The 13,116-nt window shown below is 44.3% G+C and carries 10 protein-coding genes and 1 pseudogene; 5 read left to right on the forward strand and 6 right to left on the reverse strand.

From position 1 onward, the window contains the following. Window positions 1–7: 7 nt before the first annotated feature. The 4 genes and pseudogenes from DXD04_RS16815 to xyl3A form a co-directional block, all read left to right on the forward strand. Window positions 8–1,018 (forward strand): annotated as a pseudogene (locus tag DXD04_RS16815) (glycoside hydrolase family 5 protein); the annotation flags it as partial. Window positions 1,019–1,090: 72 nt separating this feature from the next. Beyond that, window positions 1,091–3,280 carry a glycoside hydrolase family 3 C-terminal domain-containing protein gene (locus DXD04_RS01630; RefSeq protein WP_229035327.1) on the forward strand — a complete coding sequence of 730 codons (2,190 nt, stop codon included), beginning with the start codon at window positions 1,091–1,093 and terminating at the stop codon, window positions 3,278–3,280. 31 nt (window positions 3,281–3,311) lie between these two features. Continuing rightward, window positions 3,312–5,681 (forward strand): glycoside hydrolase family 3 protein, encoded by a 2,370-nt coding sequence (locus DXD04_RS01635; RefSeq protein ID WP_117670298.1) that lies wholly within the window; start codon window positions 3,312–3,314, stop codon window positions 5,679–5,681. A 4-nt stretch (window positions 5,682–5,685) separates the two neighbouring features. After that, on the forward strand, window positions 5,686–8,268 hold the full coding sequence (gene xyl3A, locus DXD04_RS01640; protein ID WP_117670300.1) for a xylan 1,4-beta-xylosidase: 2,583 nt from the start codon (window positions 5,686–5,688) through the stop codon (window positions 8,266–8,268). An 83-nt stretch (window positions 8,269–8,351) separates the two neighbouring features. On the opposite strand, the gene DXD04_RS01645 is transcribed toward xyl3A, so the two are convergent. Continuing rightward, window positions 8,352–8,834, reverse strand: a complete 483-nt coding sequence (locus DXD04_RS01645) for a GNAT family N-acetyltransferase (RefSeq protein ID WP_117670302.1) — start codon at window positions 8,832–8,834, stop codon at window positions 8,352–8,354. Between the two features lies 1 nt (window position 8,835). Then, window positions 8,836–9,726, reverse strand: coding sequence for a 1,4-dihydroxy-2-naphthoate octaprenyltransferase (menA, locus tag DXD04_RS01650; protein ID WP_117670304.1), 891 nt, complete (start codon window positions 9,724–9,726; stop codon window positions 8,836–8,838). Window positions 9,727–9,814: 88 nt separating this feature from the next. Between menA and DXD04_RS01655 the strand changes: the two genes are divergently transcribed. Further along, window positions 9,815–10,654, forward strand: coding sequence for a metallophosphoesterase (locus tag DXD04_RS01655; protein WP_373103206.1), 840 nt, complete (start codon window positions 9,815–9,817; stop codon window positions 10,652–10,654). Here DXD04_RS01655 and nadD read toward each other — a convergent pair whose 3' ends face one another. From nadD to DXD04_RS01675, 4 genes are read right to left on the reverse strand one after another with little or no spacing between them, the layout of a single operon-like run. Next, entirely contained in the window at window positions 10,655–11,248 is a 594-nt protein-coding gene (nadD, locus tag DXD04_RS01660; RefSeq protein WP_117670306.1) for a nicotinate (nicotinamide) nucleotide adenylyltransferase, read from the reverse strand. After that, window positions 11,227–11,412, reverse strand: coding sequence for a DUF308 domain-containing protein (locus DXD04_RS01665; RefSeq protein ID WP_117670308.1), 186 nt, complete (start codon window positions 11,410–11,412; stop codon window positions 11,227–11,229). The genes nadD and DXD04_RS01665 overlap by 22 nt, the downstream gene beginning before the upstream one ends. Before the next feature lie 10 nt (window positions 11,413–11,422). Then, window positions 11,423–11,989 (reverse strand): guanylate kinase, encoded by a 567-nt coding sequence (gene gmk, locus DXD04_RS01670; protein ID WP_117670310.1) that lies wholly within the window; start codon window positions 11,987–11,989, stop codon window positions 11,423–11,425. An 8-nt stretch (window positions 11,990–11,997) separates the two neighbouring features. Next, window positions 11,998–12,873, reverse strand: coding sequence for a YicC/YloC family endoribonuclease (locus DXD04_RS01675; RefSeq protein WP_117670312.1), 876 nt, complete (start codon window positions 12,871–12,873; stop codon window positions 11,998–12,000). Window positions 12,874–13,116: the final 243 nt, after the last annotated feature.

A 13,116-nucleotide genomic window follows, 5' to 3' on the forward strand; every position in this document is an offset into this window, starting at 1 on the left:
TGATTGTATGAGAAAACTTATAACTTTTATTTTAATAATTGTTTTGTCTGTGGGAGGATATGCTTCTCCTAAAAAGTCGTTTGAGATAAAGAGAGGGGTAAACCTGAGCCATTGGTTGTCTCAACGGGGAGAAAATACTCCTTCCATACAAGACGGAATGAGTGCAACTGATTTTTCCCGAATAGCTCGGGCTGGTTTTGACCATGTACGATTGCCCATTGATGAAGAAGTGTTGTGGCAGGAAAATGGTCAGAAAAATAAAGAAGCTTTTTCTTATCTTCATAAAGGTATTGAGTGGGCTTTAAAAAATGATTTAAGAGTCATTGTGGATTTGCATATTGTACGATCACATTATTTTAATGCAGGGAATGAAGGAAAGAAAAATAGTTTGTGGGAAAAGCCGGAAGCGCAAACTCATTTTCTTGCACTCTGGCAGGATTTAGTACAAGAATTAAAGGGCTATTCAACTTCAGATGTGGCTTATGAGATAATGAATGAGCCGACTGCTCCAAATCATGAGGACTGGAATAAACTGGTTGAGAAAGCCTATCAGATAATTAGAAAGGTTGAAAAGGAAAGAGTTATTGTCATCGGTTCCAATATGTGGCAAGGGGTAGATACTTTTCAATATTTGAAGGTTCCCCAAGGAGATGAGTTCATTTTGTTGAGCTGTCATTTCTATGAACCTTTCCTGTTGAGTCACTATCAGGCAGGTTGGACTGAATTTGGTAAGTATCAGGGCAATGTACATTATCCTGGTTATTTGGTGTCGAAAGATGAATTTGATTCTTTATCAGCAGATGATAAAAAATTGGTTGCACGTTGGCGTACAACTCCTTGGAACCGGGAAACACTGTCTGCATTTTTAAGTAAGGCTAAAAGGGTAGCAGATGAAAAGGGGCTGAATTTATATTGTGGAGAATTTGGAATTTATGAAAAAGCTCCGATAGAATCAGCATTGAAATGGTATGCAGACGTAATTAGTGTATTTGATAGTCTTAATATAGCTTGGGCTAAATGGGATTATAAAGGAGGATTTGGAATATATACATCTCAAAATCAGCAGAAAAAAGATTTGCTTAAAGTGCTGATGTCTGGTAGTGGGAAGAAGGTGGTCGTAGGAGAGACACCTGTTTATCTGGATACTCGAAAACCTTTGGAGCTTCGTGTGAAAGATGCATTGAACAGAATGACTGTAGAAGAGAAGACGCGTTTAAGTTATGCGGATGGCCGTTTCAGTACACCTGGATGTGCTCGTTTGGGTATTCCTGGGTTGATGTATTCCGATGGCCCTCATGGAGTACGTGCAGAAATTTGCTGGAATAGCTGGGATTATGCTGGATGGACTAATGACAGTTGCACTGCTTTTCCAGCCTTGACTTGTTTGGCTTCTACTTGGAATCCCTCTTTGTCGAAGGCGTATGGAACAGCTATCGGGGAAGAGGCACGTTATCGTCATAAAAATGTATTGTTAGGACCTGGAGTGAATATTTACCGTACTCCGTTGAATGGACGTAACTTTGAATATATGGGTGAAGATCCTTTTTTGGCTGCACGTATGTGTGTTCCTTATATTCAGGGAGTACAGGAAAATGGGGTTGCAGCTTGTGTAAAGCATTATGCACTTAACAATCAGGAACATTGGCGTAATCATATTGATGTGCAGGTGAGTGATCGTGCATTGTATGAGATTTATCTTCCTGCATTCAAAGCTGCGATAGAAGAAGGAAAATCATGGACTATTATGGGAGCTTATAATAAAGTTCGTGGAACACATGCCGCTCATAATAAATTACTGAATAATGATATACTGAAGGGTGAATGGGGTTTTGACGGATGTGTGGTTACAGACTGGGGAGCTGCGCATGATACGTATGAAGCTGCTATGTATGGATTAGATCTTGAGCTTGGTACTTTTACAAATGGTTTGACCTCTAATTCAAGCTTGGGGTATGATAGTTATTATTTAGGAAATGCGTACTTGCAGATGGTGAAAGAGGGTAAAGTTCCGATGGAAGTAGTAAATGACAAAGCAGCTCGCGTGTTGAGATTAATATTCAGAACGGCCATGAATGATAATGGAAAGTTAGGTGCTATGTCTAATGATTCTCATTATGAAACAGCCTATCAGATAGCAACAGAAGGGATTGTTTTGTTGAAAAATGAGGCTACATTTAAGGGAGAGTCTCTTTTACCTTTAAGTCAAGGAAAGTACAAGCGTGTCTTAGTGGTAGGAGATAATGCTATTCGGAATTTGATGCAGGGAGGAGGTTCCTCTGAATTAAAGCCTAAGATGGTGATTACTCCTCTTGAAGCATTGACAGAGAAATTGGGAAAAGAATGTGTGAAATTTACTCAGGGGTATGTAGCTGGACGACCTATGTTTGATCGGGCCGATACATTTTCTCAGTCAGTGATTGATTCTCTTTATACGGCAGCTGTTAATGAAGCCCAGAAAGCGGATCTGGTTATTTTTATGGGTGGACTTAATAAGAATTTTCAGCAGGATTGCGAAGGAGATGATCGGAAAACATTCCAATTGCCATTTGAACAGGATCGGCTTATCAAAGGCCTTTTGAAGGCTAATAAGAAAGTGGTAGTGGTGTTGACAAGTGGAAATGCTGTGGATATGCCTTGGCTGAAGGAGGTCCCTTCAGTTATACAATCATGGTATCTGGGCTCTATTGGTGGAAAGGCACTTGCCGATGTGATTACAGGTGAGGTCACTCCGAGTGGTAAATTGCCTTTCTCTTATCCGGCTAAATTAGAAGACTGCCCAGCTCACTATTATGGAGAAATCAGTTATCCTGGAGACGGTATCCGACAGGAATACAAAGAAGATATCTTGGTGGGTTATCGCTGGTATGATACAAAAAAAATCAAACCTCTTTTCCCATTTGGGTATGGATTGAGTTATACACAATTTGAATACGGAAAGCCGGTTGTTTCTTCTTCTCAGATGCAATCCGGAGATGTATTGGAAATCAAATGTACTGTAAGAAATGTAGGAAAAGTAGCAGGAAAAGAAGTTGTACAATTGTATATCGGAGATGAAAAATGCAGTGTATTGCGTCCGTTGAAAGAATTGAAAGATTTTTATAAAGTAACACTCCAACCAGGTGAAGAAAAAGAGGTACTGTTTACGATAGATGAGGAAGACTTGAAATTTTTTGATGATACGCAGCATAAATGGGTGGCAGAATCAGGCAAATTCAAGATTTATATAGGCAGTTCATCAAAAGATATAAAGGGAGTTGTAGAGTTTGACTATAAGAATTAATACTGATATTAATAATTAAAAAAGAAATACCATGAATTTGATAAAGAACGTAGTTTTGGCCTCAGTGCTTGGATCTGGCATGTGTATGGCACAAAACGTGCAGAGCGTGACACCGGCTATCCCAGTAGATAAGAATATAGAGGCAAATATTCAGAAATGGCTGAATAAAATGACGCTGGAGGAAAAAATCGGACAGATGTGCGAAATTACTATTGATGTAGTAACTGATTTTGAGGCGAGTAAGAAGCATGGCTTTACAATGAGCGAAGCTATGCTCGATACGGTCATCGGGAAATATAAAGTAGGATCACTCTTGAATGTTCCGTTGAGTGTGGCACAGAAGAAAGAAGTTTGGGCCAAAGCAATCAAACGGATACAGGAAATTTCCATGAAAGAAATAGGTATTCCTTGTATTTATGGTGTAGACCAGATTCATGGAACGACTTATACTCTTGATGGTACCATGTTCCCACAGGGCATTAATATGGGAGCTTCTTTCAATCGCGAACTGACGAAGAAGGGGGCTGAAATATCAGCTTACGAAACAAAGGCCAGTTGTATTCCTTGGACATACGCTCCAGTGGTTGATTTAGGAAGAGATCCGCGTTGGCCTCGAATGTGGGAAAATTATGGAGAAGACTGCTACGTGAATGCAGAAATGGGAAAGGCTGCTGTAGAAGGATTTCAGGGAGAGGATCCCAATCATATTGGTGAATACAATGTGGCTGCCTGTATGAAGCATTATATGGGATATGGAGTCCCAGTATCAGGAAAGGATCGTACACCGTCTTCTATTTCTCGTAGCGATATGCGTGAGAAACATTTTGCTCCTTTCCTGGAGGCGATTCGTCATGGAGCCTTGAGTGTCATGGTGAATTCTGGAGTCGATAACGGAATACCTTTCCATGCCAATCATGAGTTGTTGACAGAGTGGTTGAAAGAAGGATTGAACTGGGATGGCATGATAGTGACCGACTGGGCAGATATTAATAACCTTTGTACCCGTGACCATATTGCAGCTACTAAAAAAGAAGCAATAAAGATAGCTATTAATGCGGGTATTGATATGTCAATGGTTCCGTATGAAGTCAGTTTCTGTACTTATTTGAAAGAGCTGGTAGAAGAAGGAGAAGTACCGATGAGCCGTATTGATGATGCTGTAGCCCGTGTGTTACGTTTAAAATATCGTCTGGGGTTGTTTGAAAATCCATATTGGGATATTAAAAAATATGATAAGTTTGGATCGGAAGAATTTGCAAAAGTTGCTCTCCAGGCTGCTGAAGAATCAGAGGTATTGTTGAAGAATGAACAGAATGTATTACCGGTAGCCAAAGGTAAAAAAATTCTTCTGACAGGTCCTAATGCAAACTCTATGCGTTGTTTGAACGGAGGCTGGTCTTATAGTTGGCAGGGAAATAAGGCAGATGAATATGCCGGAGCCTATAATACGATTTATGAAGCGTTCTGCCATAAATATGGAAAAGAAAATGTGGTTTATGAGCCGGGGGTAACTTATGCAGCATCAGACCCTAATGCCATAACGAATCAAAATGATAACTGGTGGCAGGAAAATGAGCCGGAAATAGAAAAAGTTGTGGCTGCTGCAGCAAAGGTTGATGTTATTGTAGCTTGTATTGGTGAAAACTCTTACTGTGAAACCCCGGGAAATTTGACAGACCTGACACTTTCAGAAAATCAGCGCAACCTGGTAAAAGCATTAGCAAAAACGGGAAAACCTGTTATTTTAGTGTTAAATCAGGGACGTCCGCGTATCATTAATGATATTGAACCTTTAGCTCAGGGAGTGATTAATATTATGCTTCCTAGTAACTATGGAGCAGATGCGTTGGCAAATCTGATGTCTGGTGATGCGAATTTTAGTGCCAAAATGCCTTTCACTTATCCGAAGTATATTAATGCAATTGCCACGTATGATTACAAACCTTGTGAAAACTTGGGACAGATGGCAGGAAACTATAATTACGATTCTGTAATGGATGTACAATGGCCGTTTGGTTTTGGACTTAGTTATACAACTTATGTATACAATAACCTGAAAGTTGATAAAACTTCTTTTACTGCTGAAGATGAACTGACAATCTCTGTAGATGTAACGAATACCGGAAAGGTTGCAGGGAAAGAAGCGGTTTTGTTGTTCTCAAAAGATTTGGTGGCAAGTAGTACTCCTGATAATATTCGTTTGCGTAATTTTGAGAAGGTATACTTAAAACCGGGTGAAACAAAGACAGTTACAATGAAGATAAAAGGCAGTGATCTCGCTTTCGTTGGCTATGATGGCAAATGGCGTCTTGAAAAGGGAGATTTTAAAATAAAATGTGGTAACTTGTGGGCAGATATAAAATGTTCTGAAACAAAACTATGGGAAACTGCTAATAAGTAACTTTATGAGGTATGGTATTTTATTATTGGGTTTAGCTTTTTTAGGCTGTGCTCGTCCCGATTTCCGTGACTCTTCCTTACCTTCCGAACAGAGGGCAGAGCTGTTGTTACAGGAACTGACGCTGGAAGAAAAGATTTCCTTAATGATGGATGTATCAAAGCCGGTGGAACGGTTAGGTATAAAGCCATATAACTGGTGGAATGAAGCATTGCACGGAGTGGCACGTGCTGGATTGGCTACGGTATTTCCGCAGTCAATCGGTATGGCAGCCTCTTTTAATGACTCGTTGGTATATGAGGTATTTACGGCAGTGTCGGATGAGGCTCGAGCTAAAAATGTATATTATGCGTCGAAGGGAAGTTATGAAAGGTACCAAGGGCTTACGATGTGGACCCCAAATGTGAATATTTATAGAGATCCTCGTTGGGGCCGCGGAATAGAAACATACGGAGAAGACCCGTATCTGACTACTTGTATGGGGGTAAATGTAGTAAAAGGGCTGCAAGGTGTCAATGACGGAAAATACGATAAGTTGCATGCCTGCGCCAAACATTTTGCCGTGCATTCCGGACCGGAGTGGAACCGCCATTCTTTTGATGTAGAAGATTTGCCGCTTCGTGATTTATATGAAACTTATTTGCCTGCTTTCAAAGCCTTGGTACAGGATGCAGATGTGAAAGAAGTGATGTGCGCCTATAATCGGTTTGAAGGAGAACCGTGTTGTGGAAACAAACGTCTGCTGACTCAGATTCTGAGAGAAGAGTGGGGATTTGATGGTATCATATTAAGTGACTGCTGGGCAATCAATGATTTTTTTGAGGAAAAAGGACATCGAACTCATAAAGACGCTCCTTCTGCAGCTTCTGCGGCTGTGTTGAGTGGTACAGACCTGGAATGTGGTTCAACTTATGAATCGTTGATAGAAGCTGCAAAGAAGGGGATGATAGATGAAAAAGCAATAGACCGTTCCGTGAAGAAATTGCTGAAGGCCCGTTTTGATTTGGGAGAAATGGACGATCCCTCCAAAGTGTCCTGGACAAAGATTCCTTTCTCTGTAGTGGCTTCTGCCACACATGATTCGTTGGCATTGAAAATGGCTCGTGAATCGATGACATTGTTGCTCAACAAACAAAATGTGCTTCCATTGAAACGTGGCAATTTGACGGTTGCTGTAATGGGACCCAATGCCAAAGATTCTGTCATGATGTGGGGAAACTATAATGGAGTACCGGCCCACACGGTGACCGTATTGGATGGTATTCGTGCAGCTCTTGGAAAAGGAGATAAACTGATTTATGAACAGGGGTGTCCTTGTGTAGGTGATGATTTGCTGGAGAGTGTGTTCAGTGAGTGCAAGTCGGAAGGCAGACCTGGATTCAGTGCCCGTTACTGGAACAATGTGAACCACGAAGGAAAAGTGGATGTAGAAACACGGGTGATGACTCCGTTCAACTTCTGTACTTCAGGGGCTACGGTGTTTGCACCGGGTGTGAATCTGACGGATTTCTCTGCAACCTACAATGCGACTTATGTACCAAAGGCTTCCGGTGAGGTTATCTTCGATGTGTACAGCTTTGGCAAAGGACGGTTGCTGGTGAATCAGAAAGAAGCCATGTCATTTTATAATAGTCATGGCGGAAACAAGCAATCGTATGCTTTACAAGTGGAAGCAGGGAAGAAGTATGACATTGAATTGCAGTTTGAATATCTGCAGGGTGATGCGCAGCTGAATTTCGATATGGGCTTTAAGAAGAAAGTGGATATTGCCCAATCTGTCAATGCGGTCCGGAATGCCGATGTCGTTGTTTTCGTGGGAGGTATCTCCCCGAGCCTGGAAGGTGAGGAAATGGGAGTTGATTTGCCTGGCTTTAAGAAGGGAGACCGTACCAGCATTGAGCTGCCGGAAGTACAGCGGAATTTGCTTGCTGCCTTGCATCGTGCAGGGAAAAAGGTAATTTTAGTGAACTGCTCCGGTTCACCTGTCGGACTGGTTCCTGAAACTGAGACTTGTGAGGCTATCTTGCAGGCCTGGTATCCAGGACAGCAGGGTGGTCGGGCGGTAGCCGATGTCTTGTTTGGTGATTACAATCCGGCCGGAAGATTGCCGGTTACTTTTTACCGAAGCATCGAGCAGTTACCCGATTTTGAAGATTATAATATGACAGGACGAACTTATCGTTTCATGAAAGAACGCCCGCTGTTCCCGTTCGGATATGGCTTGAGCTATACGACGTTTACATACGGGGCAGCCACTTTCAGCAAGCAGACGGTAGGCAGTGAGGATAATCTCTCTCTGGTGGTTCCGGTTTCGAATACGGGCAGCCGGGATGGAGAAGAAGTGGTGCAAGTCTACCTGAGTAAGGTGGGAGATGAGGCTGGTCCGGTCAAGACTCTGCGTGCATTCAAGCGTGTATCCGTTCCCGCCGGAAAGACAGTCAATGTACACATTACCTTGTCAAAGAAAGATTTGGAATGGTGGAATGAAGGCACACACAGCATCCAGTTCTGTCCGGGAGAATATCAGGTATGGATTGGAGGTAGTTCGGATGAGAAAGCGTTAAGCAAGTATGCAATACAGCTGAAGTGATGTGAATTTCCCTATATAACAGGCAGGGCGGTACCTGAGAAATAAAGGTATCGCCCTGCTTGTTTTTATAATACTATACTCTCTTATAGAATCAGTTCATAATCTACGATTCCTAACCACTTCCCGAATTTACGGCCTACTTCCCGAAAATAAGATACCTTTTCAAACCCTAACTTTTCGTGCAGGGCGTAGCTGGCTTCGTTACCTTCGGTGATGCAGGCTATCAGGGCATGCAGTTCGTAGCGGCGGCATTCTTCTATTAGATGCAGCATCAGTTCTTTTCCGATACCTTTCCCGGTATGCGAAGGAGCCAGGTAGATGGTGGTCTCTGCACTTTGGTTGTAAGCAGCCTTTTCTTTCCATCCGTGCACATAGCAGTAGCCAGCAATCTGCCCTTCCGTCTCATATACAAAGTACGGATACTTCTCATTGATGTGCTGGATACGTGTCCACATTTCCTCTTCGCTCACCGGTTCCAGTTCAAAGGTGATGGTAGTGTGGGCGATGTAATGATTATAGATGGCAGTGATGGCCGATGTATCTTCTTTGCGTACCTTTCGAATCATATTAAAGTATTAAGCCGAGGGTGAGTAATAATCCAAAAATAAGCATATTGCGGGAGGTTTCTCCCAAAATTCCGTTCAGGGCTTTCCCGCGGTAGATACGGGCCATGTGCTGGGTAGTCAGGATGTGTGGAATCAGGTACAGCTGGGGTAGCAGTACGGCATAGATTTTCCCGATTTCCAGGAAGTAGAAGCAGCACCAGCAGGCCGCCAGTCCTAACAGAAAGTAAAGAATCAGTCCGGCTTTGGTACCCAGGCGTACCACGATGGTTTTCTTGCCGCTGATAGCATCCTGTTCACGGTCGCGGAAGTTATTAATCATCAGCAGGGTATCGATGATGAGGCCGCAGGCCAGTGAAGCCATGGTGACAGACATGTTCCAGTCGTGCGCCATGACATAGTAGGTACATCCCACGGGTACGAAGCCGAAGAAAACAAGTACCAGCAAGTCGCCCCATCCGTGATAAGCCAGCGGATACGGTCCGGCGGTATAGAGGAAGGCAAAAATCATGCAGGCAATACCAACCGGAATCATTTCCAGTCCTCCGTAGTAAAGCAGGCAAAGTCCGGTGATTCCTGCTAACAGGGTGGTACAGGCAATTCCGGCTTTCATGGCCTTGGCGCTGATCCATCCTTGTGCACAGGCGCGTTCCGGGCCCAGCCGGTCTTCGCGGTCGCTGCCTTTCAGAAAATCAAACAAGTCGTTGATGAAATTGGCGTCAATTTGCATCAGAAACGCAAACAGAAAGCAAAGCAAGGCAGGCGTTAATTGAAAGTGACCGTAAATAAAGGCCAGCGCACAGCCCAGCATGACGGGTATGGCAGCACCGGTCAATGTCTTGGGGCGGGCAGCCAACAACCAGGCTTTTATGGAATTGGTTTTGACGTTTGTCATTGTGGATTGATTTTTAGTTTTTCGTCCGGCAAAGTTAGGTATTTTTTTACGACCTTTGTCACGACCGGATAGTTATATGTATTTTAAAATGATGAAACGATTGAACTTGCTGGCAGGTTGCCTGGTGGTGCTATGTGTCCTGCTTTCTTCTTGTGCTACGGCTTCTTTTTCCAAATATAAAGGCGTGGGGCGTGTAAAGCGCTATGATTTCTACAGTGCCCAGTTGCCCGATTCTTTCGATGGTTTCCGTGTGGCTTTTGCTTCCGATTTTCATTACGAGAGTCGGTTTACCGCCCGTCGTTTGCCAGGCATGTGCCAGGCACTTCGTTCGCTGGATGCGGATGTGTTGCTACTGGGAGGTGACTATCGGGGGCGTAACGGAGGAGATGTGACGCAACTCTTTCAGGCGCTGAAGACGGTGGAGACACCCTGCGGAACGTATGCCGTGATGGGAAACCACGAGCGTGGGCAGGCTGACTCGCTGGCACGGAAGGCCATGCAGGAAACTGGGGTACACTTACTGGAGCACAAGGTGGATACCTTGTGGAGGGGAAAGGAGTACATTTTGCTGTGTGGCATTCGTAACCCGTTTGACCTGAAACAGAACGGGGTGTCACCTACCTTGGCATTGCAGGAAGAAGATTTCGTGCTGATGTTGGTGCATACACCCGATTATGTGGAGGATGTGAATGTGGCGCACACCGATTTGGCACTGGCCGGACATACGCACGGGGGACAAGTCAGTTTGTTCCGCCGATGGACGCCGGCACATTTTTCCAAATACGGCAACCGTTTCCTGACGGGGTTGAAGTATAACAGTGCGGGTATTCCGGTTATTGTTACCAATGGACTGGGCACTTCCCGCAAGGATGTGCGCTTGTTTACACCGAGCGAGGTGGTGCTGGTGGTACTGCACAAAAAGAAATGATTACCGGTACAATCCTTTTTCCTGAATAATTCTGAATACTTCCGGATGCAGGAAATAGCGCAGGTCTTTTCCTTCCCGGATACCTTTGCGGATAAAGGTCGAACTGATCTCGATAAGGGGAGTTTGTACGACTCTGACATGAGGAGGCAGACTGGCTGTATCCTCCAAGGGATAACCCTGGCGAGGATAGACCAGAATGTGGTGGCGGCGGATGATTTCTTCGGGCGACCGCCAGCGGTCGAAAGCCTGCCAGTTGTCGGCACCGATAATCAGGTGAAACTCCCGGTCAGGATAACACTCGGCCAGTTTATCAAGGGTATGGATAGTGTATGAGGGACGTGGAAGTTGGAACTCAAAGTCGGATGCGCGGAAACGGGGGTATCCTGCCACGGCAGCTTCTACCATTTTCAGCCGCAGATGGTCGTCGAGCAAAGTCTCGTTCTGTTTAAACGGGTTCTGAGGGGTGACTAAAAACCATACCTCCTCCAGTCCCCCATATTCACACAGGTAGTTGGCAAGTGCCAGATGGCCTGTATGGATAGGGTTGAAGGAACCTCCGAAAAGTCCGGTTTTTATTTGAGGCTTTTCTTCCATTGTCTGTAGTTGATTATCTGCCAGGCAGCTACCAGCAGCATGGCTACGGCAATGATGTATTCTTCTTTTGCTACGGCCACCACCCCTACGGCAATGGCTGCCAGCCCGATGACGATACAAAGTATGGTCATCATGAACATGATTTTCTTTGGGTCTTTAGGCATATCAGCAAATTTATTGTTGAATAAAATCGCGAATGGTCTTCAAGGCTTCTGCTTGAGCCTTTTCCAAATTGTCGTTGACAATCACTACATCGAATTTTTCGGCATAGCTCAGCTCGAAGGTCGCTTTTGCCAGACGGCTTTCGATAACTTCGGGCGCGTCGGTACCACGGCCGGTCAGTCGCTTGCGGAGCTCTTCGAGTGAAGGCGGCTGGATAAATACAGACAGTGCGCGGTCGCCGTAGAATTTCTTGATATTGCATCCGCCTACTACGTCGACATCGAAAATTACATTCTGTCCGGCTGCTAGCTGTTTTTCTACCTGTGCTTTCAGTGTGCCATAGAAACGGTCCTTGTACACTTCTTCGTATTCCAGAAACTCATTGTTGGCGATACGCTGCTTGAATTCTTCTGGTGTCAGGAAGAAGTATTCCACTCCGTTCTGCTCTGTGCCACGGGGCGCGCGGCTGGTGGCAGAGATGGAGAAGGACAGATTCAGGTTCTGTGTCAGCAAGTAATTGATAATGGTGGATTTACCAGAGCCGGAGGGGGCTGAAAAAATAATAAGTTTGCCTGCCATATTCTTTTTTACATTACGTTCAACACTTGTTCCTTAATCTGTTCCAGTTCGTCTTTCATCTGCACCACGATGTTCTGCATTTCGGCATGGTTCGACTTGCTGCCGGTGGTATTGATTTCACGTCCCATTTCCTGAGCGATGAATCCCAGTTTCTTGCCTTGTCCGTGTCCGCCAGCCATGGTTTCGCGGAAATATTTCAGGTGGTTGGCCAGACGCTGCTTCTCTTCGTTGATGTCCAGTTTTTCGATGTAATAAATCAACTCCTGCTCCAGACGGTTCTTGTCATAGTCGATGCTCAGCGTTTTTTCCAGTGCATCGGTAATGCGCTCCCGTATCTTGGCCACACGTTCTTTCTCGTAAGGCTCGATGGATTTCATCAACTGTTCGATGTTGTCGATTTTTTCTGTAAATTTCTTTTCGAGAGCTGCTCCTTCCTGCTTGCGGAAGTCAACCAGATGTTGCAGAGCGGTTTCGATGGTTTGTTTGGCTGCAGTCCATTCTTCGTCCGACAGTTCCTGCACGTCTACGCGGGTCAGCACGTCGGGCATGCGCAACAAAGTGGCAAACCAGTCTTCCGGCAACGGAATATGGCAAGTTTCAGAAATGGTTTTTATCTGGTTGTAATAGTTTTCTACCAAGGCTGTATTGATGGGAGTAGCCGATTCGGCGGCGTCTTTTTCCACCCATATAGAGAAGTCCACTTTCCCGCGTTCCAGTGTCTGGGCAATCAGGTTGCGGATTTCCATTTCTTTTTCACGATACAATGGAGCGATGCGTGTGGATAAGTCCATTGCTTTGCTGTTCAACGATTTGATTTCCACGTTGATTTTTTTGTCTCCGAACACTGTGACTGCTTTTCCGTATCCGGTCATTGACTGTATCATAACTCCTTCTGTTTTTTTGATAATTTGGATACAAAGGTAGGAAAAATCTAAATAAAGAATAAGCAGCTGTTAAAAAAACGTGTGAAAACTCAGATGCAGTTTATGAAAATAAGGATTGCTTCTTTGGATAAATATTTATGGTCTTGTTTATTCTTTGCAATCTCCTTGTATATTCTCTGTTTCACAGTGCAGGATTTGTATCCCGCACTGTGAAATATGTATCCCACACTGTGGTTTTTATAT

Source organism: Phocaeicola plebeius, from assembly GCF_003437535.1.
Classification (GTDB): domain Bacteria; phylum Bacteroidota; class Bacteroidia; order Bacteroidales; family Bacteroidaceae; genus Phocaeicola; species Phocaeicola plebeius_A.

Excerpts from the sequence above, each read along its gene's own strand:
- DXD04_RS01655 (WP_373103206.1), top strand. The coding sequence starts at position 9,815 with ATGATGAAACGATTGAACTTGCTGGCAGGTTGCCTGGTGGTGCTATGT.
- DXD04_RS01675 (WP_117670312.1), bottom strand. The coding sequence starts at position 12,873 with ATGATACAGTCAATGACCGGATACGGAAAAGCAGTCACAGTGTTCGGA.
- DXD04_RS01630 (WP_229035327.1), top strand. The coding sequence starts at position 1,091 with ATGTCTGGTAGTGGGAAGAAGGTGGTCGTAGGAGAGACACCTGTTTAT.
- DXD04_RS01665 (WP_117670308.1), bottom strand. The coding sequence starts at position 11,412 with ATGCCTAAAGACCCAAAGAAAATCATGTTCATGATGACCATACTTTGT.
- xyl3A (WP_117670300.1), top strand. The coding sequence starts at position 5,686 with ATGAGGTATGGTATTTTATTATTGGGTTTAGCTTTTTTAGGCTGTGCT.
- DXD04_RS01645 (WP_117670302.1), bottom strand. The coding sequence starts at position 8,834 with ATGATTCGAAAGGTACGCAAAGAAGATACATCGGCCATCACTGCCATC.
- menA (WP_117670304.1), bottom strand. The coding sequence starts at position 9,726 with ATGACAAACGTCAAAACCAATTCCATAAAAGCCTGGTTGTTGGCTGCC.
- DXD04_RS01635 (WP_117670298.1), top strand. The coding sequence starts at position 3,312 with ATGAATTTGATAAAGAACGTAGTTTTGGCCTCAGTGCTTGGATCTGGC.
- nadD (WP_117670306.1), bottom strand. The coding sequence starts at position 11,248 with ATGGAAGAAAAGCCTCAAATAAAAACCGGACTTTTCGGAGGTTCCTTC.
- gmk (WP_117670310.1), bottom strand. The coding sequence starts at position 11,989 with ATGGCAGGCAAACTTATTATTTTTTCAGCCCCCTCCGGCTCTGGTAAA.